A 22,476-nucleotide genomic window follows, 5' to 3' on the forward strand; every position below is an offset into this window, starting at 1 on the left:
CGGCGAGGGCGCGGAGGCCGGAGGCTAAACCGCGGCGACGGCAGTCTGGGGTGGATGCCGCGGCGGTGCGCTGGTGAGTGGTCGGCAGGGACTCGACAGCAGAGGGCCTGAGGGGCGTGGGGACTGTGCGCGGCTAGTCGGGCTCGACCGGTGGTGGGCTCGCGGCCGGAGGAAGGTTCTCCACGCGTGGCGGTGGCCCTGCCTCCAGGCGCGTGCGGCAGAGGTTGGGGCTGCGGGTCTTCCCACCGTCGCGGTGATCGTTAGCCGTTTAGTGGCGAATCGTGTCGAGCAGGGTTCCGACGGCAGCGGACCCGAGACCCTCAGCGGTTGAAGCCGTCTAGCCGAGACGCAGGAAGGGGCCCGCGCACCACGCGCGGGCCCCTTCCGTCGAAAGCAAAAACCGGAACAGCGGGATCAGCGGTTCGGGTCCCGGACCGCGCCGGTGTCGGCCGACGTGGCCATCCGGGCGTAGGCCCGCAGCGCCGCGGTGATCGGGCGCTGCCGGTCCTTCGGCTGCCACGGTCGCTCCGAAGCGTCCATCTTCGCCCGCCGTTCGGCCAGCACCTCAGGTTCGACCAGCAGCTCAAGCCGGCGCTCGTGGACGTCCAGGACGATCTGGTCGCCGTTCTCCACCAAGCCGATCAGGCCGCCCGCGGCGGCTTCCGGCGAGATGTGGCCGACCGAGATGCCCGAGGAGCCGCCGGAGAAGCGGCCGTCGGTGATCAGGGCGCATTTTTTGCCGAGGCCGGAACCCTTGAGGAACGCCGTCGGGTGCAGCATTTCCTGCATGCCGGGGCCACCTGCCGGGCCCTCGTAGCGGATGACCAGCACCTCGCCCGGCTGGATCTCCTTCTTGAGGATCGCCGACACGGCCTCCTCCTGGCTCTCCAGCACCCGCGCCGGGCCCTGGAAGTGCCACAGCTCTTCGTCGATGCCAGCGGACTTGATCACAGCGCCGTTCTCGGCCAGGTTGCCGCGCAGGATCGCGAGGCCGCCGTCCTTCGTATAGGCGTGTTCGACGTCGCGGATGCAGCCGCCCGCGGCGTCGGTGTCCAGCGACGACCAGCGGTTTTCCGTCGAGAACGCCTGCGTGGTCCGGACCCCGCCCGGCGCGGCGTGGAACAGCTCCACCGCCTTTTCCGACGGAGACTCGGCGCGGATGTCCCACTCGTTCAGCCATGTGGCGATGTCCGGCGCGTGGACCGCGTGCACGTCGGTGTTCAGCAGTCCGCCGCGGTACAGCTCGCCCAGGATGGCGGGGATTCCGCCGGCCCGATGGACGTCTTCCATGTGGTAGTCGGAGTTCGGCGCGACCTTCGACAGACACGGCACCCGCCGCCCGATGGCGTCGATGTCGCTGATCGTGAAGTCGACCTCGCCCTCCTGCGCGGCGGCGAGGATGTGCAGCACGGTGTTCGTCGACCCGCCCATGGCCATGTCGAGCGCCATCGCGTTCTCGAACGCCTCCTTCGTGGCGATCGAACGCGGCAACGCCGACTCGTCGTCATCGCCGTACCAGCGCTTGCACAGCTCGACCACCGTGCGACCGGCGTTGGAGAACAGCTCGCGCCGGGCGGCGTGCGTCGCGAGGGTGGAACCGTTGCCCGGCAACGACAAACCCAGCGCTTCGGTGAGGCAGTTCATCGAGTTCGCGGTGAACATGCCGGAGCACGAACCGCAGGTCGGGCAGGCGGAGCGCTCGACCTCGGACAGGCCGGCCTCGTCGATCGCCGAGTTCGCGGACGCCGCGATGGTGGTGATCAGGTCGGTCGGGGCCTGCGCGATGCCTTCGACGACCACCGCCTTGCCTGCCTCCATCGGACCGCCGGAGACGAACACGGTCGGGATGTTGAGCCGCATCGCGGCGTTGAGCATGCCCGGCGTGATCTTGTCGCAGTTGGAGATGCACACCAGCGCGTCGGCCTGGTGCGCGTTGACCATGTACTCCACCGAGTCGGCGATGATCTCGCGCGAGGGCAGCGAGTAGAGCATGCCCGAGTGGCCCATCGCGATGCCGTCGTCGACCGCGATCGTGTGGAACTCCCGCGCGATGCCGCCGGCCTCGGCGACCGCCTCGGCGACGATCTCGCCGAGGTCCTTGAGGTGCACGTGGCCGGGCACGAACTGGGTGTAGGAGTTGGCGATCGCGACGATCGGCTTGCCGAAATCGCTGTCGGTCATTCCGGTCGCACGCCAGAGCGAGCGTGCGCCCGCCGCGTTGCGACCGTGGGTGGTGGTCCGGGAACGGAGGTGCGGCACGGCATTCTCCCAGGTCAGAAGGCTGAACCAGGCGGAGGGGAACTACGGCTCCGCAAACTGGTCCTACCAATTCTACTCGGCTGGTTTGCCGTTGCCGCCGCCGGTCCGTTCCGCGTCGGCGGAGGGCTCCGGTTCAGCGGGCTCCGGAGAGGGGGCTGGTTCCGGAGCGGCGTCCGGCGCGTTCTCGGCGGCTGGCTTCCGTCCGGTGAGTTCCTCGTCGCTCAGCACGCCCGACGGGTCCTTGATCTTGCCCTCGCTCACCAATGCCAGTACCGGAAGGTGCCGCGTCCGCACCGTGGGAAGGCCGACCTGGGTGTCGTCCGCGAGAACCGCGCGCACGCGGGCCTTGTTCGTGATCGCCAGGCCCTTGAGCGACGACCACGGAAGTTCGCGCTGGCCGAACAGGGTCCGGATGTGCAGTCCTTCGCGGGTCGCGACGGTGCGCGTGCGCGCGACGAACACGAGCAGCGCGAGCGGGAAGACGTACAGCCACTGGAATCCGCCGATCTCGCCCAGTGCGATAGGTGTCACACAGACGGTCAGCAGACCGATCGCGAGATACGCCGTGGTCGGGATCCGGAACACGGCCTTCCGGCCCTCGTCCGCACGCTGGTCCTGCTGTTTCTTGGCCACGCAGGAATGGTGCACCGATGCCGGGAGTGGCCTGCGTCCGGGTCGCGCGGGAGCAGTACTGGCCGTCCACGATGCGGAATCGCCGTCCCGCAGAGTTGACACTCGCCCGGGCGCGCGACTAACGTCGGGGCCGTGATTACGCAGACCGGTCTCGTACTTCCTCAGCGCGCCGACGCTTAGGAAGAGTCCTCTGCGTCGACGCGCGACCCTCGTGCGACCTTACGGTCGGCGGGGGTTTTTTGTTGCGTGAAACCGGTTCCCCGACCGGAAGTACGGCCCAGACAACCCGAACGAGTGACACCGAGAACCCACGAGGCAGAACCGATGACCAGTGCCACGTCGCGCAGCGACGCGAAGCCCGGGCCGACCGCGCCCGGTGTCCCAGGAGCACGTCCGAAGCCCGCCCCGCCGGCGGGTACGCCGGTGCGCGTCACCGGCGCGCAGTCGCTCGTCCGCTCCCTCGAGGCGGTCGGCGCGGAGGTCGTATTCGGCATTCCGGGTGGCACCATCCTTCCCGCCTACGACCCGTTGCTCGACTCGACGAAGGTCCGGCACGTCCTCGTCCGCCACGAGCAGGGCGCCGGGCACGCCGCCACCGGGTACGCGCAGGCGACCGGCAAGGTCGGCGTCTGCATGGCGACCTCGGGTCCTGGCGCCACGAACCTCGTCACCCCGCTGGCCGACGCCAACATGGACTCGGTTCCGGTCGTCGCCATCACCGGGCAGCAGTCGCGCGGCCTGATCGGCACCGACGCGTTCCAGGAAGCCGACATCTGCGGCATCACCATGCCGATCACCAAGCACAACTTCCTCGTCACCGACCCGGCGGAGATCCCGCGGGCGATCGCCGAGGCGTTCCACCTGGCCGCGACCGGACGCCCGGGCCCGGTCCTGGTGGACATCCCCAAGGACGTGCTGCAGGAGATGACCTCGTTCTCCTGGCCGCCCGAACTCCGGCTGCCCGGCTACCGTCCGACGCTGCGGCCGCACGGCAAGCAGGTCCGCGAAGCCGCGAAGCTGATCGCGCAGGCCCAGCGGCCGGTGCTGTACGTCGGCGGCGGCGTGATCAAGGCCGAGGCGTCCGAGCAGCTGCTCGAGCTGGCCGAGCTGACCGGCATTCCGGTCGCGACCACGCTGATGGCGCGCGGCGCGTTCCCCGATTCGCACCGTCAGCACGTCGGCATGCCCGGCATGCACGGGTCCGTCGGCGCGGTCGCCTCGATGCAGCGCGCCGACCTGCTGGTCGCGCTCGGCGCCCGGTTCGACGACCGCGTCACCGGCCAGCTGTCGTCCTTCGCGCCGGACGCGAAGATCGTCCACGCGGACATCGACCCGGCCGAAATCTCCAAGAACCGCAAGGCCGACGTGCCGATCGTCGGCGACTGCAAGGAGATCATCGGCGAGCTGATCGACGCGGTGAAGACCGAGTTCGAGCGCGCCCGTCCCGACCTGACCGACTGGTGGACGCAGGTCGACTCGTGGCGCGACGACTACCCGTCGGGCTACGAATGGCCCGACGACGGTTCGCTGTCTCCGCAGTACGTCATCGAGCGGATCGGCGAGCTGGTCGGCCCGGACGCGGTGTACGCCGCGGGCGTCGGGCAGCACCAGATGTGGGCCGCGCAGTTCGTGAAGTACGAGAAGCCGCGCACCTGGATCAACTCCGGCGGCCTCGGCACCATGGGCTTCGCCGTCCCGGCCGCGATGGGCGCGAAGTTCGGCCTGCCGGACACGCCGGTGTGGGCGATCGACGGCGACGGCTGCTTCCAGATGACCAACCAGGAACTCGCCACGTGCGCCATCGAGGGCGCGCCGATCAAGGTCGCCGTGATCAACAACGGCAACCTCGGCATGGTCCGCCAGTGGCAGAACCTGTTCTACTCCGAGCGGTACTCCAACACCGACCTCGGCACGCACAAGCACCGCATCCCGGACTTCACGCTGCTGGCCGAGGCGCTCGGCTGCGCGGGCCTGCGCTGCGAGGCCAAGGAGGACGTCGACGCGACGATCCGGCGCGCGATGGAGATCAACGACCGCCCCGTCGTGATCGATTTCGTCGTGGGGAAGGATGCCCAGGTGTGGCCGATGGTCGCCGCGGGCACCGGGAACGACGAGATCATGGCCGTGCGCGGCATCCGGCCGCTGTTCGACGACGACGAGGTTTCGCAGGAAGCCGCCGAGGCCGCGGCCGCGGAGGGAGAGCAAGCATGACTGTCCACACGCTGAGCGTGCTGGTCGAGAACAAGCCCGGTGTGCTCGCCCGGGTCTCCGGACTGTTCTCCCGCCGCGGCTTCAACATCGAGTCCCTTGCTGTCGGGCCCACGGAGAACCCCGAGGTGTCCCGGATGACGATCGTGGTCGCCGTTGAGGAGCTACCGCTCGAACAGGTGACCAAACAGCTCAACAAGCTGGTGAACGTGATCAAGATCGTCGAGCTGGAAGCAGGCAGCGCGGTGCAGCGCGAACTGCTCCTCGTCAAGGTCAGGGCCGACGCCACCGTGCGCAGCCAGGTCCTCGAGACCGTCCAGCTCTTCCGCGCCAAGGTGGTGGACGTCTCGCCGGAGGCGCTCACCGTCGAGGCGACCGGGACGTCGGACAAGATCGGCGCGCTGCTGCGGATGCTGGAGCCGTACGGCATCCGCGAACTCGTCCAGTCCGGCATGGTCGCGGTGGGCCGCGGGGCCCGCTCGATCACCGCCACTTCTCCCCGCTGAACCGCAGATTTCGTGTAAGTACGGAAGGAAGTAGTACCCCCCATGGCAGTGGAAATCTTCTACGACGACGACGCCGACCTGTCGATCATCCAGGGTCGCAAGGTCGCCGTGATCGGCTACGGCAGCCAGGGCCACGCGCACTCGCTGAGCCTGCGCGACTCGGGCGTCGACGTCCGCATCGGCCTGCAGGAGGGGTCCAAGTCCCGGGCGAAGGCCGAGGAGCAGGGCCTGCGCGTGCTGTCGGTCGCCGAGGCGGCCGCCGAGGCTGACGTGATCATGATCCTCGCGCCGGACACGAAGCAGCGCTTCATCTACGACGAGCACATCGCGCCGAACCTCAAGGACGGCGACGCGCTCTTCTTCGGCCACGGCTTCAACATCCGGTACGACCTGATCAAGCCGCCGGCCAACGTCGACGTCGCCATGGTCGCCCCGAAGGGCCCGGGTCACCTGGTCCGCCGCCAGTTCGTGGACGGCAAGGGCGTGCCCTGCCTGATCGCGGTCGAGCAGGACGCTTCGGGCAACGCCCAGGCGCTCGCGCTGTCCTACGCCGCGGCGATCGGCGGCGCGCGGGCCGGCGTCATCAAGACGACCTTCACCGAGGAGACCGAGACCGACCTCTTCGGCGAGCAGGCCGTGCTGTGCGGCGGCGCGTCCGCGCTGGTGCAGACCGGGTTCGAGGTGCTCACCGAGGCCGGCTACGCCCCGGAGATCGCCTACTTCGAGGTGCTGCACGAGCTGAAGCTGATCGTCGACCTCATGTACGAGGGCGGCATCGCGCGCCAGCGCTACTCCATCTCCGACACCGCCGAGTACGGCGACCTCACCCGCGGCCCGCGCGTCATCTCGCCGGCCGTCAAGGAGGAGATGAAGAAGATCCTGGGCGAGATCCAGGACGGCACCTTCGCCCGCGAGTGGGTCGCCGAGGACGAGGCCGGCCGGCCGAAGTTCACGAAGCTCGAGGAAGAGGGCAACCAGCACCCGATCGAGAAGACCGGCAAGAAGCTGCGCGACCTGATGTCGTGGGTGGACCGGCCGATCACCGAGACCGCCTGACCGGTATCTCGGGTATCTCAGGAAGAGGCCCTGTCGTCCGTTCGCCGGACGGCGGGGCCTCTTTTCCGTTCCGAGGCGGTGCCGCCGAACGGCGGATACGCTGTGCCGATGAGCCGCCCGACCGACGACAAGGCGCACATCCGGCACGAACTCGACCTGACCGGCGCGACCTGGATCCGCGCCGAACCGGCGGGCGTGACCCTGGAGCATTGCGCGGAATACGCGTTCGTCCCGCATTCGGACGGGGTGACCTACGTGGCCATCCGGCAGCCGACGGACCCGGACGGGGCGGTGCTGGTGTTCACGCCGTCGGAATGGGACGCGTTCACGCGCGGGGTTCGGGATGGCGAGTTCGAGCTGCCGGGGTCGTAGGTTTTCGCTGGTGTGGCTTCGTGCCTGGACGAGCGGGGTGGGCCGGATGCCTGGCCTTTGGGCGGTTGTTGCCCCGCAGCGGCGAATGTGACGTTCGCGGCATGACTGTCCAGGCCGGACGTCAGCGTCGATACAGCGCGCCTGCGGCGTTCCCCGTCGGCGAGGTGGACCTGGCAGCTGGGCTCAGATGGCTCCGAGCGTCGCGATGAGTTCGGTGACCTGGTAGGCCGTCGGGAAGTCCGGTGCCTGGTAGCGCAGGGTGCAGCCGTCGGCGAGTTCCATTCCCGGCACCAGCAGTGCGTGCTCGGTCATCCGGGGCCGATGCACCTGGACCTCCAGTTGGACCGGCCCGTCGAAGCGCAGCGGACGGATGTCCGCCCGACCGGCCAGTGCTTCGGGTACCGCGTGCTCGATGCGGTCGCATGCCTCGTCGGGATGCAGCATCGCCGCCGCAAGAGCACCTAGCGCGCGTTTGACCACTACCGAGCGGATGCCCGGCGCTACCTCGGCTGCCTCAGTTGCCACAGAGTCGTCGCCGCTTACCAGCACAGGCGGTGCGCTGTAGTGCGCCGCGAGCGCGGTGTTCAGGCCGATTTCGCCCAAGGAACGGCCATTGCAACGCACGTCCGCGATGGTCCCGCCGGAGATAGTGTGCGCCATGACCGAGCGGGGTGTGCCGGCCTTGCCGTGATAGCCGATGAACAGCACAGCGTCCGTATCCTCGGCCAATCCCGCCATCATCCCGCCGGGCTTGGGCGTGCCGCGGAGCAGCTCGGCACGTCGGTCCAGCAGTTCGGGCAGAAGGTTCCGGAAGCTCGCGTGAGCCTCGGTGACCTGTACCTGTGCGGCCGCGTCGTAGGCGTAGATCCCGCGGACCGCGGCGTTGGCCTCCGCGGTGAGCAGGTTGCGGTTGCGTTCGTATTCGCTGTGCCCGGGAATGACCTCTTCGCCGTGGACCACCCCGGCGATTCCCTCCATGTCGACCGAGACGAGCACCCGCATCTCCATCAGACCTTCCTCGGCGACGCACGGCTAGGAATGCCACCCTATCGAGCGATCCGGGGCGTAACAGGGGCAATCAGCTTGTCTCGCACGCGTGGGCTCTCGGGTCTGTGAATGCCTGGTTGACCAGGGGTTAGCCGATTCTTGGCGAATCTGCTTTTGCCGGACGGGAGCGTGTCCCGGCGGATTCGCCGCTGGGCGGCCAGCACTGTCGCGGTCGGTATGCGCGGGCTGACGGTCAGGACGGCAGAAAGAGTGCAGCTGCTGCGTCCGCCAGCGCGTCGGGGTTCGGCGAATCCGGCTCGGTTTGGGCCAGATGCTGCAGCCCGAGAATGGCCGCGTAAACGACCCGCGCCCGGTTCGCCGCCTCATCCGGTGGGAGGCCAAGCTCGCGGTAAGTACTGGTCAGGAGGTTCAGCCGGGCTTGATTGACGCGGCTGACCGCTTCCTTGACCCGAGGGTCGTTGCGGTCTCCGAGCAGACTCAGGTGCACCGACGGCGCTAACGGCTGGACAGCGCGCACGACGGCGGTGAGCAGCTCGCGCAGCCGTTGCCCCGGATCGGCGATCGCGGCGTACTCGGCGAGTCCCGCTTCGCCGTGGTTTCGCCACCAATCGGCGAGAGCCGCGGTGATCAGCTCGTCCCGGTTGCGGAAGTGCGCGTAAAAGCTGCCCTTGGTCACGCCGAGCGTCCGCGCGAGGGGTTCGACTCCGACCGCGGCGAGCCCGCCGTCCGCGATCGCCTTCAGCGCGGCCCGCGTCCAGTCCTGGGCGGACAGCCGGGGCGAGTCGTTCACCATGCGCGGAGGATACGCCACCGTATTGACGGCGCTGTCCGCGCTGGATACGGTGGCGTATCCATACGCATCCGTATCCATACGCTGCCGTACTGAGGGGCGATCGAAATGGCACACGCGAAGGTTCGCCGAGTAGTCACCGGACACGACTCCGACGGAAAGGCCCGCGTGGTCGACGACGGTGCCGTCGAACCGATCACTTCCGACCTGATGCCTGGCTGCGCGATCTACCGGTTGTGGGGCCGGGACGAACGACCGGTGTTCCCAGACGACGGCTCGCCGCGTCGCGCCGAGGCGCACTACCCGCCGCGGGACGGTTCACGGTTCATGATCAACACGATCGCGCCCGGCGAGCTGACCCCGTCGCCGGATGTCGACCTGCCCGCAGCCTGGGAAAAGCTGGAGCGGCAGGCACCGGGCGCGGCCGGCGCGATGGAGCCCGACGCGCCGGGCACGCACACCACCGACAGTCTCGATTACGTCCTGATCGTCTCGGGCGAGGTCACGTTGGAGCTGGACGACGGAGACCAGACGGTCTTGCGGGCGGGCGATGTCCTCGTCCAGAACGGCACGCGGCACGCCTGGCGAAACCATGGTGCCGAACCGTGCACGATCGTCGGCGTCGCTGTCGGAGCGGATCGGGCGTAGACCTGGTTTCGCCGCTGAGCGGCGACGGTTCCTTTGCCGATCTTGTGCCCGCCGGGTTTGACATTGACATTGTGACAAGGTCTTCACTGGTCGGCGGAGGTGATCCCGATGAACTCGACACAGATGAATTCCCAGCTCGCCCGGATGATCGAGGCGTTGGGCTCCGGGGACTCGTCGACGCGGCTGCAGGTCGCGCTGACGATCGGAACGCGCCCGGACGGCCCTGGCCTCGTGGAGGCGCTCGTCGCACGGTGCGCGATCGAGCCGGACTTTTTCGTGCGCGACATGCTCACCTGGGCGTTGACCCGGTTCCCGGCGAAGGACACGGTGCCGCGGCTTCTCGCGGAGCTGCGGTCCCCGGTGGCGCAGGCCAGGAGCCAGTCGTTGCACACGTTGTCCAAAATCGGCGACCAGGATGTGTGGCCAGCGATCACCCGATCGTTGCTGCGCGACGCCGACGACGAGGTCGCGAGAAGCGCATGGCGGGCGGCTGTCGTCCTCGTGCCCGACGAGGACAAGGCCGGACTGGCCGCGGAACTGGCGACACAACTCGGCCGCGGTGACCGGACACTGCAGCTCAGCCTCAGCCGCGCGTTGGTCGCGCTCGGCTCCGTGATCGAGCCGGCTTTGGAGGCCGCGTTGACGAGCACCGACCCGACCGTTCGGGCGCACGCCGTCGCCACTGAGCGGCTGCTTCGTGACCCGGACACCGGTTTCGACCAGGCCGTGGACGAGGCGAAACGGATCGTCGCGCTCGGTCCGGAGCGGGCTCAGGAAACCGCGTGCTGATCGGCGAGGTCGCCCGCCGCTCGGGGGTGAGTACCCGGATGCTCCGGCATTACGACGCCCTCGGGCTGGTGCGGCCGACCGGCCGCACCGTGGGCGGCTATCGCGAGTACTCCGCCGACGACATCCGCCGGATCTTCCACGTGGAGAGCCTCCGGTCGCTCGGGATGTCATTGCGGCAGATCGGCCGGGCGCTGGAGGATCCCGCCTTCGTGCCGGCGGAACTGGTCGGCGACCTCATCCGGCGAACTGAAGACCGGCTGAAGCGGGAGCAGGAACTGCTTGACCGGCTCCGCGCGGTCGATGCCTCGGCACCCTCCGGATGGGAGGGTGCCTTGCGCATCGTCGAACTGCTGCGCGGGCTCAATTCACCTGGTGCCGCACGTCGGCAGCAGACCGTTTTGGCCCCCGCCGACGATGTGCCGGTCCCCGGTGAGGTGCTGGCCAAAGCAGTTCTCGCCGAATCCGATCCGAACGTCGCCGGCGCGCTGCGGTGGGCTCTTGCCCGGACTGGTGGCGACATGGTGGCGAATGTGGCGTCCGGCCTCCGCTCGGAGAACGCCGAAATCCGCCGACGCGCGATCCTGGCGCTCATCGAGTTGCCCGGCGACGAGGCGACTGCGGTGTTGATGGACGCGCTCGCCGACTCGGATGCTGTGGTCCGCCGGCATGCGGCGCTCGCTTTGGGGGCGCGCGGTGCCGAGGAGGCGGTGCCGACGCTTGTCGAAATGGTCGTTGAGGGGCGAAACGACGTCGAGGCGGCTGAGGTTTTGGGCGCGCTGGCGGATGGGGGTGTGGATGGGATTGTCGACGCGTTGGTCGATGCGGTGGCTGCGCATCCTGCGGATTCCGCGGTGCGGATCCGGTTGACGCAGGCGCTCGCGGAGATGCCGGGGACTCTTGCGCAGGGGGCGCTGCGGCGGTTGGCGGAGGATGGGGATCCGGCTGTGGCGTTGGTGGCTTCGGCTCTTGTGAAGGTTGTTGAAGAGCGTGGTGGCGCTGGTGAGGTCGCTGGGAGCGCCTAGGGCGTGTGTGGTTGACCTGGTGGAGATTCGAGGGTATCGGTGCTGGTCAGGGGCATTTGCCATTTAGTGGCGAAAGTTGCTGCGGGGTGTGTTGTCGTTCAGCGGTGACTGGCGCGGCCGGTTGGGCGGCAGCTTGCGGGATGAATTGCCGGTGGTTGGCGAAAGTCGTCGGGAAGGTTGGCCGCAGGCAACGGGGCGGGTATTTGCCGCTCGGCGGCGAGATCTGCCGGGGTGCTGCCGTTGAGCGGCGAGGGCTCCGGCGGGCGGGGTGGTTGCCGCTGAGCGGCGAGAGTTGCGGGGGTTCGTGCTGACGAGTAGCGAAGGCCGCGGCGGCGGAGGTTGCTGCTGAACGGCGAAGGGCACGGCGGCAGTTGTCGCCGCTCAGTGGCGACGAGTGTGTCGGCGAGATTTGCCGCTGTGCGGCGAGGGTTTGGCTGAGTGCTTACTGCGCATTGGGCGGGGCGCGGTGATGGATGTTGCCGCTGAATGGCGACCGCGGATTCAACAGTCGGTTGGCTGTGGTCCGGCCCGGTGAAGCCGAGTCGCCGTTAAGGGTCGGCGTTGCGTTGAACCGTCGCTGTGCGGTGACGGTGTTTAGCGTGGGTGAGGGTGTCGCCATTGAGCGGCGACTTAGTGCTGGGGTGCTCTTGAGAGGTCGGGGCGTCCGGGATTGGTGGGGTGTTGCCGTTTAGTGGCGACGGTGGTTCAGCGTCGGCCGAGGCGTTGCCGTTCAGTGGCGACGCCGTGGAGGTGTTGCCGTTAATCGGCGACGCGGGCGACGAGTTCCGGTAGGCGGCCGGTGGCTGCGGCCAGGGCGAGGTGGTCGCCGTAGTCGCGGGATTCGACGATCTGCCCGTCGAGGATGCGCATCGCGAAGATGTTGTTCACCTGGAACGCCGCCCCAGTGCTGGTTTCGCCTACGTAGGTCGACTCGCCGATGATGACTTCCGGGTCGGTGCTCAGGTGGAGGACCAAATCGGTCACTTCGATTTGGAGGGCTAGCGCGGCACCGGCGGCGAAGTGGGTGCGCAGGTCGTCTCGGGTGCGGAGGATGGGGGCACCTGGCAGGAACGGGTGTCGGATATCGGTTTTTGCCGCATAGAGGTCGGGGAGTTCGGACCAGCGTCCGTCGGCGACGCCGAAGACCACTCGTTGGAATACGCCTTCGCGGCTGTTCGGGGCGAAGAGTTCGGCTGGGCGTGGTGCGATGGGGCGAGGTTCGTAAGCGGGCGCTTGGGCGTATGCCTCGACTAGGCCGGCGGTCGCGTTTTGGATGGCGGCCAGGCGCAGGTAATCGTGATAGTCGCGGGTGTGGGCGAGGAGTCCGTCGCGTGCGCGGAGGACTTGGATGTTGGCCGACTCGGTCGTTCGGCCGGTTTTCCGTGATTCCGCGGTGTATTGGTATTCGGCGACGATTACCTCGGGGTCGGCGGTTTCGTGGATGGTCACGTCGTGGCGTTTGAGGCGGAGGGTTTGGCCGAGGCCGCTGACGAAGCGGTCGTGTAGTGCGTCGCGGCCTTCCATGCGCCCAGGCCTCGGTACTGCGGTGGGGTGTTCTACGACGGTGTCTTCGGCGTAGAGCTGGGCGAGGTCGGCGAAGCGACCGTCGGTGATTCCGGTGGAGAGCTGGTCGAACAGGTCGCGTGGGGTTCGCATGAGGGCCTCCGCAGGGGTGAGTTAACCGGAGTCTGCAGTCCGTTACGATACGGACTGCAGACTCCGGTTGTCCAGCGGGGGAGAGTTGCCGATTAGTGGCGACGGAGGCGACGCAGCAGTTCTTGGGCGGCGGGGCTGTCGCACGCTTCCGCCCAGCCTTCGGGGGTGCTGTCCCAGAGGGCGTCGCGCGCGGTGAGGTCGGCACCGGCGCTCACCAGGAGTTCGATGACGTCTAGTCGGTTGCTCTGGGCGGCCAGGTGCAGCGCCGTGACGCCGACGCCGTGGCGTGGGCCGCCGAAGGTGCCGACGTGGTTGACGTTCGCGCCCAGCGACAGCAGAGTCTCTGTCGCCGCTGAGTGGCCACACGTCGCTGCCCAGGTGAGAGCGGTGCCGCGGTAGACGTCGGCGTCCAGGTTCGCGCCGCGCGACGTCAGGGTGCGTAATGCGGCTACTTGGTTGTTGCGGGCGGCCCAGGCCAGTGATTCGTCGAGGACCTCTCCGGGGTCATTTGTGGGCTGCCAGAAGGGGAAACCGCTGTGGGGACGGTAGAACTCACGGTGCGCGCCGGCTGCTGGGGAAAGAGTCCCCTGTGGACTGACGAGTTCATCCAGTAGTGCGTCGTCTCCTAGACCGGCTGCGACGCGCAGGTTGTGAGGGGACCGTTCGTGCGTTGCCAGTTTTTCGGCAACAGCGCGATTTCCCCAAAATAAGGCCACAACGAGCGGGGTTCCGCCGTCGCCGCGGCCTGAGACGGTCAAGGGCGCGCCGGCGTTGATCAAGAGGTCGGCGATCAGTGGTAAATTGCTGTAGGCGGCTTGATGTAAGGCAGTCCATCCGTGGGCGTTGGCTCGCGCGGGGTCGGCACCGTGGGCGAGCAGGACGCGGACGAGGCGTTCGTCGTGGGTCGCGGACGCCATGCCGAGGAGATCGTTCCCGTTGGTGCCTCGGGCGTGGGCCAGGTGCGGGGCTTCGGTCAGCAGCGTTGACAGGCCGTCCAAATCCCGGGCTTCTACCAGCTGATACGCCCGGGCGAACGGTTCGCCGTTTTTCGGCAAATCCTCGACATGGGCTTTCAACGCCCGCCAGGTTGGGAAACCGTGCTCTCGCGCGATGACGGCTAGGGCGCCGGTGCGGGTCAGCGGTTGGTCGTGGCGGTCGAAGGCGGCGCGGGCGGCTGGGGTGCCGTCTTCGGCTGAGGCGAGGAGGCCGACGGCGCGGCCTCGGTAGTACTCGACGTCCTGGTGGTAGGCGTGCTGGACGTCCGGGCCGTGCTCGGCGATTCGGCGGACGTACGCCTGCAGTTGCGGCCAGCTGGGGAATCCGTAGCGGCGAGCGAGTCGGAACTGCGCTTCCGACAGTGCGACCGAGTCGGCGCGGGCGAGTTCTTTAGCCTGTTTGCGGAGTTGGCCGAGGTTTGGGTTGGCGGGCAAGGCCGTCATCAGGGAGTCCTTTCTTCCCTCGTGCGCCCCGTGGTCCGCCGGCACCGGGCAGGGAAGAAGGAAAGCTCGGTAACTCGTGGTACGGGGTGGGCTCGGCCCTTTCCGCGGACAGGACGCGGCCCCTGCCGCGCGAGAAGCACTGTAACCCAGAAGGGTCAACGTCCGCCGGTGATGACGCTGACCGCGATGCCGAGCGTGGCCGTGTTGTACATGAACGACAGCACGCTGTGCGCGAGCACCAGGGAACGGATCGACGTCGTCCGCGTTTCGACGTCCGAAACCGCGAAGCTCGTCCCGATGGTGAACGCGAAATAGGTGAAGTCGGCCAGTGTGGGACGTTCGGTTTCCGGGAAGCGGAAGTGCTGCGTCGGGAGGCTGTCGTAGTACGTCTGGGCGTAGCGTTCTGCGTAGCCGAAGTGCAGGATCGCCCAGGCCAGCAGGACTGCGGGGACGCCGACGACTTTCGCGTCGGTCGGATCGATGCCCGTCGTTTCCGGCAGCACGATCGACAGTCCGCCGGTGACGCCGACGAGGCTGGTCAACAGCGTGAACAGCAATCCGAGCCGGCGGCCGAGAACGCCTTTCAGCCACCGGGCGTCGGTGTGGTCGATTTTCCGGCTACGGGACACGCGCGCGATCCGGATGCCCAGGTAGATCAGTGCGAGCAGATCCCAGAAGAGAAGGGCTAGGACGTTGTCATCGTTGATGAGGGTGACGATCCCCAGCACCAGGAGGATGAGTTCGACCAGCCGGGACGCGGCGAGGGCGAGTTTCGTGAACACCGGCGGCTCCCGGGGCGAACGCGGGCGAGGCGTCTGGCGAAGATAACAGCGGGTTGTGGCCGCTGGGCGGCGAAACGGTCCTGGCGAGGTCGCCTGTTCAGGGGAAGTTCCGGGTGCTCAGGGGATGGCTCCGGTAAAGGTGGAAGTGTCCGTGCAGCGGAGGTGAGCGGTTTCGCCGCTCAGTGGCGAATCGGTGGTGAACTGGGTTTTTCCACGGTTGGCGGGATGGCGTCGGCAACCGCGGGCCGGCGAGTAGCCGGATTTTGGCGAGACGTCGGGAACAGGCCGGGGTGGGGCTTTCGCGAAAAGCTCCGAAAGCCCCACCGGGAATCAGAGCACCAGCGACGCGAGACGACGCCAGCCGTCCAGCGGAATCTCGGGTCCGGCACCGAGAACCTGGACGCAGACGTGGTCCGCGCCGGCGTCCAGGTGGGCGCGGATTCGGTCGGCGACTTCAGTCTCGCTGCGGTAGGCCACGATCGCGTCGACGAGACGGTCGCTGCCGCCGTCGGACAGATCGTTCTCGGTGTAACCGAGGCGGCGCAGATTCGCTCGTTGGTGTGCGGCCAGTCGCACGTATCCGGCGACGTGTTCGCGGGCGATTTGCCGTGCCCGCAAGGGATCAGGGTCGAGGACGACGGCTTGTTCGGCTGCGAGGTAGGCGTCGGGTCCCATAGTTTCCCGGGCGGACGCTGTGTGCTCCGGAGGGACGAAATAGGTGTGCGCGCCGGCGGTCCGGGTCGCCGCGAGCTTCAGCATCTTCGGTCCGAGGGCGGCTAGCAGCCGACGCGGCCGGGTACCGGAAACACCCGCGCTATCAGTGGAAAAGTCCAGTTCGGCCGCATCCATGGCGTCGAGATAGTCCTGCATCGCACTGCCTCCGCCGCCAGGCCGATGTCCACCGAGTCCGAGCGTGAACCGGCCCGGATACGCCTCGGTCAACGTGCGTCCGGCGGCTTCCGCGGTCACTGCCGACCGTTCGGAAAAGCGTGCGATCCCGGTCGCCACGGTCAACTTCGTCGTCGCCTCAAGCAGCAATGCCGCCTGGGTGAACGCCTCCCGTCCGCGGTACTCGCCGAACCACAGCGCCGCGAAACCCAGCGACTCGACCTCGCCCGCAGCCGCGCGTACCTCGCCGATTTCCTTGCCGTCAAAGGCGAACGTCCAGATTCCAATCGTCATCGTGCCCCGCCATCCACGCAGGTGGTCAGCTTTGCGAACACATCCACAACAGACTCCAAGAAGTTCCGTGGCCGCGGAGGCGCGGCGTCGATCCCGGCGCAGCCCGGCTGGTACGTCCACTGAGGACACACCCCAGAACCAGAGGCTGCCTCCGGTTACTATACGGAGGAGCCCTCCGATTTGTCACGGGATAAGCTCGGACCCGAGATGACCGACGCCAAGCCGATGCGCGCGGACGCCCGCCGCAACTACGAACGCCTGCTGACCGAAGCGAGGCGTGCCTTCGCCGAACGCGGCGTCGACGCCTCGCTCGAGGACGTCGCCCGCAGCGCCGGCGTCGGGATCGGCACCCTCTACCGCCACTTCCCGACCAGGGAAGACCTGATCGAGACGTTGCTGCGGGACCGGTTCGACACCCAGGCGGAGAAGGCGCGCGAACTGCTCCTCGCCGAAGATTCGCTCGAAGCCCTGTACGCCTGGCTCATCGGCTTCGGCGAAACCTCCGCCGTTTACCGTGGGCTTACCGAAATGCTGGCCGACGCGTTCGACGATCCGGAGTCGCGGCTGCACGCTTCCTGTGCGGCAATGCGCGACGCCGCGTCCCAACTAGTGGACAGGGCGCAGGCGGCCGGCGTTTTCCGCACCGACGTGACCGTCCAAGAGCTGCTTTTGCTGCTGCACGGCGCTTCCTGGGCCGGATCCCACCTACCGGGCGACGGCGGTACAGAGCGCCTGATGGCGCTTGTCTTCACCGGATTACAAACAAGTGAACAGCGGGGGCAGCGGGCTGTCAGCGCCCCGCGTTAAACTCCCGCGAGTCCGGGCACAACGACGTGCGCCGCGAGAGAGCGTCCTCGATTTCGTGACCAGATAGTGGGAGCCGCATCGTGACCAAGCCCAGCAAACCCGTAGTCCTCATCGCGGAGAAGCTCGCGCCCTCCGTGCTGAGTGTGTTCGGTGAAGAGGTAGAGGTCCGGCACGTGGACGGCACCGACCGTCCCGCTCTGCTCGAGGCGGTGAAGAGCGCCGACGCGCTCTTGGTCCGATCCGCCACCAAGGTCGACGCCGAGGTGCTCGGGGCGACCACTCAGCTGAAGGTCGTCGCCCGCGCCGGCGTCGGGCTCGACAACGTCGAGGTCCCGGCCGCCACCGAGCGCGGCGTGCTCGTGGTGAACGCGCCGACGTCGAACATCGTCTCCGCCGCCGAGCACGCGGTCGCGCTGCTGCTCGCGGTCGCCCGCCGCGTTCCCGCCGCGGACCAGAGCCTGCGCGGCGGCGAGTGGAAGCGCAGCTCGTTCTCCGGCGTCGAGATCAACGGCAAGACGGTCGGCGTCGTCGGGCTCGGCAAGATCGGCCAGCTGTTCGCCCAGCGGCTCGCCGCCTTCGGGGCCAAGCTCATCGCGTACGACCCCTACGTCTCGGCCGCGCGCGCCGGCCAGCTGGGCATCGAGCTGGTCACGCTCGACGAGCTGCTGGAACGCGCCGACGCGATCTCCATCCACCTGCCGAAGACCCCGGAGACCAAGGGGCTCATCGACGCCGAGGCGCTCAAGAAGACCAAGCCCGGCGTGATCATCGTCAACGCCGCCCGCGGCGGTCTTATCGTCGAGGAGGCGCTGGCCGACTCGGTGCGCAGCGGCCACGTCGGCGGCGCGGGCATCGACGTGTTCGTCACCGAGCCGACCACCGAGAGCCCGCTGTTCAACCTGCCGAACGTCGTCGTCACGCCGCACCTCGGCGCGTCCACCGCCGAGGCGCAGGACCGCGCGGGCACGGACGTGGCGCGGTCGGTGCTGCTGGCGCTGCGCGGCGACTTCGTGCCGGACGCGGTGAACGTGTCCGGCGGCGGCGCGGTCGGCGAGCACGTGCGGCCGTACCTGTCGCTCACCCAGAAGCTCGGCCAGGTGCTGACCGCGCTGAACCCGAAGGCTCCCACGTCGCTGACCGTCGAGGTCAAGGGCGAGATCTCCAGCGAAGACACCGCGGTGCTGAAGCTGGCGGCGCTGCGCGGGCTGTTCGCGGGCGTGGTCGAGGACCAGGTCACCTTCGTGAACGCGCCGCGGCTGGCCGAGGAGCTCGGCGTGCAGGCTGAGCTGGTTACCGAGTCGGAGAGCCCGAAGTTCCGCAGCCTGGTCACCCTTCGCGCGGTGCACGGCGACGGCGCGACGCTCACCGTGTCCGGTTCGGTCACCGGCAAGGACGAGGTCGAGAAGATCGTCGAGGTCAAGGGCAGGCACTTCGACCTGCGCGCCGAGGGCGACGTCCTGGTCATCGAGTACCCGGACCGTCCCGGCGTGATGGGCCGCGTCGGCACGCTGCTCGGCGAGGCGGGCATCAACATCGAGGCCGCGCAGATCAGCCAGAGCACCGACGGCTCCGACTCGATCATGCTGCTGCGCGTCGACCGGCACGTGGACGCCAACGTGCTCGAGCCGATCGGAGCCACCGTCGGCGCGCACACCATCCGCGCCGTCGACTTCAGCTAGTCCAGTTTCCGCGCGACGGCCCCTTTCCCGGACTCCGGGAGAGGGGCCGTTTCGTCGTTCACCCGGAGCGGCAACATTCGGGTAACGGACCTTTTTCCGCACGAAAGTAGGGGTTTCGGACAGCTAGGTTCTTGCCGCGAGGCTGAACCACGCGCCGTGAGAGCACGGTGCGGCGCCGGTGCTCACCGTCGGGGGTACGAGTGGGGAGCGCGGGCAGGTTCGTGATCCGGGCCTCGAGAAGGGGTTACTCAAATGAGCAGAACCCGGTTGCCCGGGTGGGCTGCCCGCTCGGTGGTCGTGGGTTCCGCGGTGGTGCTGGCGGCGGCCGTCGCCGTGCCCGCGGCGTCCGCGCAGAGCGCGCCGCTGGCCGAGCCGGTCGCTCCGGCGAAGGTCGACGCGAGCAAGGTCCAGGGCAAGCTTTCGCCCCGGCTGAGCGCGGCGCAGGGGCAGATCACCGCGTTCGTCGAGCTGGCCAAGAAACCCGCGGTGGACGCGTTCAAGGAGGAGCAGGGCAAGGGCAAGGAGAAGGCCAAGCAAGCGGCGAAGGCGGCTAAGGCCGACGTCGCCGCGGCGGTCAGCTCCGTCGTCGGACAGCTGCGGTCCGCGGACGCGGGCACGAAGCTGGTCACGCAGACGGCCAACGCGGTGCCCGGCGCGGTCGTCACCGCCGACGCGGCCAAGATCCGCGAGCTCGCGGAGCGGCCGGACGTCGTCTCGGTGCGCACGGTCGTGCCGAAGAACCGCACCAACGCCAGCGCCGAACAGCTCACCAACACTCTTGCCAGCTGGCAGAAAACCGGCAAGTTCGGCGACAACATCCGCGTCGGCGTGATCGACGACGGCATCGACTACACCCACGCCGACTTCGGCGGCCCCGGCACGCCCGAGGCGTACAAAGCGGTCGACCGGGCGAAGCCGTCGCCGTTGTTCCCGAGCGCCAAGGTGTTCGGCGGCACCGACCTCGTCGGCGACGACTACGACTCGGCGGGCAAGACCGGATCGCCGACGCCGAAACCGGACCCCAACCCGATCGCGTGCGGCGAGCACGGCACGCACGTCGCGGGCACGATCGGCGGCTTCGGCGTGAATGCCGACGGCAGCACGTTCACCGGCGATTACAAGAAGCTGAACAAGAAGACGCTCGACGCCATGCGGATCGGGCCGGGCACCGCGCCGAAGTCTTTGCTGTACGCGATCAAGGTGTTCGGCTGCAAGGGTTCCACGAACGTCACCTCGCAGGCGCTGGACTGGGCGCTCGACCCGGACGGCGACGGCGACTTCACCGACCACCTCGACGTCGTGAACCTGTCGCTGGGCAGCGACTTCGGCGCGCCGGACGACCCGGACTCGCTGTTCGTGCGCAAGCTCGCGCAGAACAACGTGCTGCCGGTGATCTCGGCGGGCAACGGCGGCGACATCAACGACATCGCCGGTTCGCCGGGCAACACGCCGGAAGCGCTCACCGTGGCCAGCAGCCGCGACGCGGGCGAACTGCGGGACGCGATCGAGGTCAAGACGCCGACCGCCGGACAGCAGCCGGGCCAGTACAGCCAGGAGTACACCGGCTACGACACCCTCGACCTCACCGCACCGGTGGTGCCGATTTCGACCGGCAACAACGCCGGTTGCGCCGCCTATTCGGCTGAGGACAAGGCAAAGGTCGCGGGCAAGATCGCGTGGCTGGAGTGGGACGACAACGACGCCACCCGGCCGTGCGGTTCCGCCGCGCGGGCCAACAACGCGCAGGCCGCGGGTGCCAAGGGCGTGCTGCTTTCGTCCACTGTGGAGCACTTCGGCGCCGGTATCGCGGGCAACGCTGCGGTTCCGATGTTCCAGCTCACCGGCAAGGCCACCCAGGCCGCGCGGGCGGGCTTGACCGCGGGCACGCTCACCGTGCGGCTCTACGGTGCCGGACGGACGACGCTGCAGACCTACGACCAGTCCATCGTGGACACTCCCAGCTCGTTCACCTCTCGTGGCGGACGCGGTCCGTCGGTGAAGCCGGACGTCGCCGCTCCTGGCGACACGATCACGTCGGCGTTCCGCGGCAGCGGCAACGAGCGTCTGGTCATCTCGGGCACGTCGATGGCCGCGCCGCACACGTCGGGCATCACGGCGCTGGTCCGCCAGGCGCATCCGGACTGGAGCGTCGAAGAGGTCAAGGCCGACGTCGTGGGCACCGCGGTGCACGACATCACCGACGGAGCCGGCCACACCTACGGTCCGCAGCGCGTCGGTGCCGGCCGGATCGATGCGAAAGCCGCGCTGGACAACCAGGTTCTCGCGTACGTGCAGGACGACCCGGGCGCGGTCAGCGTCACGTTCGGCACCGTCGAGGCGGCCGGTCCGGTCACTTTGAGCAAGACGATCAAGGTGGTCAACAAGGGCGTCAAGGCGGCCGAGTACTCGGTGGGCTACGAGGCGGTCAACAACCTGCCTGGTGTTGAGTACACAGTGGACAAGAGCTCGGTGAAGCTGAACCCGCGCGGGGTCGCGACGGTCAAGGTGACGCTGAAGATCACCGACCCGAAGGCGCTGCGCAAGGTTCTCGACCCGACCATGGCGGCTTCGCAGGCCGGGCTCGCCCGTCAGTTCGTGGCCGACGCCTCGGGCCGGATCGCGTTCACCCCGAAGAACGGCGCGACCGTTCCGCTGCGGGTAGCCGTGTACTCGTCGCCGAAGCCGGTTTCGGCGATCACCACCCCGGGCGGCGTGCGCTTCGGCGCGAGCGCCGACCAGGCCGTGCTGAACCTCGGCGGCAAGGGCATCGACCAGGGCAGCGGTTCCCAGCGGTACCGCTCGCTGATCAGCGTGCTCGAACTGCAGGCCGAATCGCCGCAGCTGCCGGAATGCGACTCGCACGTCACGTCCGACTGCACCCTCAACCGCACCGCGAAGGGCGGCGACCTGCGCTACATCGGCGCGGCGTCGACGGCCCCGCTCGCCAAGGCGCAGGGGGAGCCGGAGAACGCGACGCTGGCGTTCGGGATCACGACCTGGAGCGATTTCGCGAACCTCGGCAGCAACACGGTGCCGTTCGTGGACATCGACACCAACGGCGACGGCAAGCCGGACTTCGAAACCTTCGTGACGAAGGCGACGGGGTCGGACGTGCTGCTCGTCAACACGGTGTCGCTGACCAAGCCGGGCAACCCGTCGGTGGACCTGCAGGCGATCAACGGGCAGCTCGGCGACGTCGACACCAACGTGTTCGACTCGAACGTGATGGTGCTGCCGGTCAGCATCGCCGCGCTCGGCATCGACCCGAAGGAGGCGTCGCACCGGATCAGCTACACGGTCGGCACCAGCGGGTACTACGTCGCGCCGGGTACCACGAACGGGTTGATCGACCAGGTCAGCACTCCGCTGTCGTTCGACGCGCTCGCGCCGGCGTACTCGGTCCAGGGCGGCGGCGACGCGGCGCTGGGCTACGTCGCCAAGCCGGGCACGGCTCTGGTGGTCAACCGCGACAAGGCCGCCATCGCCGGGGACAAGGCGAAGGGCCTGCTGGCGATCGAGCACCACAACGCGACCGGGCAGCGCGCCTCGGTCGTGCGGATCGAATCGGAGCTCCCGCGCGGCTGACCTGGTTCACCCTTTAAGGGGAACCTGAGGTGAGCTGCGGAAGCGGCCGCATCGC

18 protein-coding genes are annotated in these 22,476 nt (G+C 68.4%); 10 read left to right on the plus strand and 8 right to left on the minus strand.

From position 1 onward, the window contains the following. Positions 1-414: 414 nt before the first annotated feature. Together ilvD and ACZ7SW_RS13275 are read right to left on the minus strand one after the other, a co-directional pair. Entirely contained in the window at positions 415-2,259 is a 1,845-nt protein-coding gene (gene ilvD, locus ACZ7SW_RS13270; RefSeq protein WP_470230645.1) for a dihydroxy-acid dehydratase, read from the minus strand. Positions 2,260-2,331: 72 nt separating this feature from the next. Continuing rightward, on the minus strand, positions 2,332-2,892 hold the full coding sequence (locus tag ACZ7SW_RS13275) for a PH domain-containing protein (RefSeq protein ID WP_470230646.1): 561 nt from the start codon (positions 2,890-2,892) through the stop codon (positions 2,332-2,334). A gap of 324 nt (positions 2,893-3,216) precedes the next feature. Here ACZ7SW_RS13275 and ACZ7SW_RS13280 point away from each other — a divergent pair, with 324 nt between their 5' ends. The 4 genes from ACZ7SW_RS13280 (at position 3,217) to ACZ7SW_RS13295 (ending at position 7,034) form a co-directional block, all read left to right on the plus strand. Then, positions 3,217-5,103 carry an acetolactate synthase large subunit gene (locus ACZ7SW_RS13280; RefSeq protein ID WP_470230647.1) on the plus strand — a complete coding sequence of 629 codons (1,887 nt, stop codon included), beginning with the start codon at positions 3,217-3,219 and terminating at the stop codon, positions 5,101-5,103. Next, on the plus strand, positions 5,100-5,606 hold the full coding sequence (gene ilvN, locus ACZ7SW_RS13285; RefSeq protein WP_184780531.1) for an acetolactate synthase small subunit: 507 nt from the start codon (positions 5,100-5,102) through the stop codon (positions 5,604-5,606). Before ACZ7SW_RS13280 ends, ilvN begins: the two co-directional genes overlap by 4 nt. A 42-nt stretch (positions 5,607-5,648) precedes the next feature. Continuing rightward, on the plus strand, positions 5,649-6,662 hold the full coding sequence (ilvC, locus tag ACZ7SW_RS13290) for a ketol-acid reductoisomerase (protein WP_378310188.1): 1,014 nt from the start codon (positions 5,649-5,651) through the stop codon (positions 6,660-6,662). A gap of 108 nt (positions 6,663-6,770) precedes the next feature. Continuing rightward, positions 6,771-7,034 (plus strand): DUF397 domain-containing protein, encoded by a 264-nt coding sequence (locus ACZ7SW_RS13295; protein WP_470230648.1) that lies wholly within the window; start codon positions 6,771-6,773, stop codon positions 7,032-7,034. A 183-nt stretch (positions 7,035-7,217) separates the two neighbouring features. Here the strand turns inward: ACZ7SW_RS13295 and ACZ7SW_RS13300 are convergent, their stop codons facing one another. Continuing rightward, the gene (locus ACZ7SW_RS13300; RefSeq protein ID WP_470230649.1) at positions 7,218-8,042 is read right to left on the minus strand and encodes a M55 family metallopeptidase; all 825 of its coding nucleotides are present in this window, start codon (positions 8,040-8,042) and stop codon (positions 7,218-7,220) included. Between the two features lie 232 nt (positions 8,043-8,274). Next, positions 8,275-8,835 carry a TetR/AcrR family transcriptional regulator gene (locus ACZ7SW_RS13305; protein WP_470230650.1) on the minus strand — a complete coding sequence of 187 codons (561 nt, stop codon included), beginning with the start codon at positions 8,833-8,835 and terminating at the stop codon, positions 8,275-8,277. Between the two features lie 105 nt (positions 8,836-8,940). On the opposite strand from ACZ7SW_RS13305, the gene ACZ7SW_RS13310 reads away from it, so the two are divergent. From ACZ7SW_RS13310 to ACZ7SW_RS13320, 3 genes are all read left to right on the plus strand, one after another. Then, a complete protein-coding gene (locus ACZ7SW_RS13310; RefSeq protein ID WP_470230651.1) occupies positions 8,941-9,480 on the plus strand; it encodes a cupin domain-containing protein in 540 nt (179 codons plus the stop codon). Between the two features lie 108 nt (positions 9,481-9,588). After that, the gene (locus ACZ7SW_RS13315) at positions 9,589-10,269 is read left to right on the plus strand and encodes a HEAT repeat domain-containing protein (RefSeq protein ID WP_470230652.1); all 681 of its coding nucleotides are present in this window, start codon (positions 9,589-9,591) and stop codon (positions 10,267-10,269) included. Beyond that, the gene (locus ACZ7SW_RS13320; RefSeq protein WP_470230653.1) at positions 10,263-11,291 is read left to right on the plus strand and encodes a HEAT repeat domain-containing protein; all 1,029 of its coding nucleotides are present in this window, start codon (positions 10,263-10,265) and stop codon (positions 11,289-11,291) included. Before ACZ7SW_RS13315 ends, ACZ7SW_RS13320 begins: the two co-directional genes overlap by 7 nt. 759 nt (positions 11,292-12,050) lie before the next feature. Here the strand turns inward: ACZ7SW_RS13320 and ACZ7SW_RS13325 are convergent. From ACZ7SW_RS13325 to ACZ7SW_RS13340, 4 genes are all read right to left on the minus strand, one after another. Continuing rightward, on the minus strand, positions 12,051-12,947 hold the full coding sequence (locus ACZ7SW_RS13325) for a nuclear transport factor 2 family protein (protein ID WP_470230654.1): 897 nt from the start codon (positions 12,945-12,947) through the stop codon (positions 12,051-12,053). A gap of 92 nt (positions 12,948-13,039) precedes the next feature. Further along, positions 13,040-14,386 (minus strand): ankyrin repeat domain-containing protein, encoded by a 1,347-nt coding sequence (locus ACZ7SW_RS13330; protein WP_470230655.1) that lies wholly within the window; start codon positions 14,384-14,386, stop codon positions 13,040-13,042. A 155-nt stretch (positions 14,387-14,541) separates the two neighbouring features. Beyond that, positions 14,542-15,168, minus strand: coding sequence for a DUF1345 domain-containing protein (locus tag ACZ7SW_RS13335; protein ID WP_470230656.1), 627 nt, complete (start codon positions 15,166-15,168; stop codon positions 14,542-14,544). A 330-nt stretch (positions 15,169-15,498) separates the two neighbouring features. Next, positions 15,499-16,350, minus strand: a complete 852-nt coding sequence (locus ACZ7SW_RS13340) for a TIGR03620 family F420-dependent LLM class oxidoreductase (protein WP_470230657.1) — start codon at positions 16,348-16,350, stop codon at positions 15,499-15,501. Positions 16,351-16,557: 207 nt separating this feature from the next. Between ACZ7SW_RS13340 and ACZ7SW_RS13345 the strand changes: the two genes are divergently transcribed. The 3 genes from ACZ7SW_RS13345 to ACZ7SW_RS13355 all read left to right on the plus strand — a co-directional run bounded on the left by ACZ7SW_RS13345 (position 16,558) and on the right by ACZ7SW_RS13355 (position 22,421). Further along, positions 16,558-17,157, plus strand: a complete 600-nt coding sequence (locus ACZ7SW_RS13345) for a TetR/AcrR family transcriptional regulator (RefSeq protein WP_470230658.1) — start codon at positions 16,558-16,560, stop codon at positions 17,155-17,157. A gap of 80 nt (positions 17,158-17,237) precedes the next feature. Then, complete coding sequence (serA, locus tag ACZ7SW_RS13350; RefSeq protein WP_470230659.1) at positions 17,238-18,836, plus strand: phosphoglycerate dehydrogenase; 1,599 nt, start codon at positions 17,238-17,240, stop codon at positions 18,834-18,836. Positions 18,837-19,088: 252 nt separating this feature from the next. Next, positions 19,089-22,421: a S8 family peptidase gene (locus ACZ7SW_RS13355; protein WP_470230660.1), complete on the plus strand. Its 3,333-nt coding sequence runs from the start codon at positions 19,089-19,091 to the stop codon at positions 22,419-22,421. Positions 22,422-22,476: the final 55 nt, after the last annotated feature.

The sequence above is a fragment of the Amycolatopsis sp. NPDC114484 genome (genome assembly GCF_055633755.1).

What these genes read in the sequence shown, in the direction of transcription:
- ACZ7SW_RS13280 (WP_470230647.1), top strand. Translation starts at nt 3,217, where the DNA reads ATGACCAGTGCCACGTCGCGCAGCGACGCGAAGCCCGGGCCGACCGCG.
- ilvN (WP_184780531.1), top strand. Translation starts at nt 5,100, where the DNA reads ATGACTGTCCACACGCTGAGCGTGCTGGTCGAGAACAAGCCCGGTGTG.
- ilvC (WP_378310188.1), top strand. Translation starts at nt 5,649, where the DNA reads ATGGCAGTGGAAATCTTCTACGACGACGACGCCGACCTGTCGATCATC.
- ACZ7SW_RS13295 (WP_470230648.1), top strand. Translation starts at nt 6,771, where the DNA reads ATGAGCCGCCCGACCGACGACAAGGCGCACATCCGGCACGAACTCGAC.
- ACZ7SW_RS13300 (WP_470230649.1), bottom strand. Translation starts at nt 8,042, where the DNA reads ATGGAGATGCGGGTGCTCGTCTCGGTCGACATGGAGGGAATCGCCGGG.
- ACZ7SW_RS13305 (WP_470230650.1), bottom strand. Translation starts at nt 8,835, where the DNA reads ATGGTGAACGACTCGCCCCGGCTGTCCGCCCAGGACTGGACGCGGGCC.
- ACZ7SW_RS13310 (WP_470230651.1), top strand. Translation starts at nt 8,941, where the DNA reads ATGGCACACGCGAAGGTTCGCCGAGTAGTCACCGGACACGACTCCGAC.
- ACZ7SW_RS13315 (WP_470230652.1), top strand. Translation starts at nt 9,589, where the DNA reads ATGAACTCGACACAGATGAATTCCCAGCTCGCCCGGATGATCGAGGCG.
- ACZ7SW_RS13325 (WP_470230654.1), bottom strand. Translation starts at nt 12,947, where the DNA reads ATGCGAACCCCACGCGACCTGTTCGACCAGCTCTCCACCGGAATCACC.
- ACZ7SW_RS13330 (WP_470230655.1), bottom strand. Translation starts at nt 14,386, where the DNA reads ATGACGGCCTTGCCCGCCAACCCAAACCTCGGCCAACTCCGCAAACAG.
- ACZ7SW_RS13340 (WP_470230657.1), bottom strand. Translation starts at nt 16,350, where the DNA reads ATGACGATTGGAATCTGGACGTTCGCCTTTGACGGCAAGGAAATCGGC.
- ACZ7SW_RS13345 (WP_470230658.1), top strand. Translation starts at nt 16,558, where the DNA reads ATGACCGACGCCAAGCCGATGCGCGCGGACGCCCGCCGCAACTACGAA.
- ACZ7SW_RS13355 (WP_470230660.1), top strand. Translation starts at nt 19,089, where the DNA reads ATGAGCAGAACCCGGTTGCCCGGGTGGGCTGCCCGCTCGGTGGTCGTG.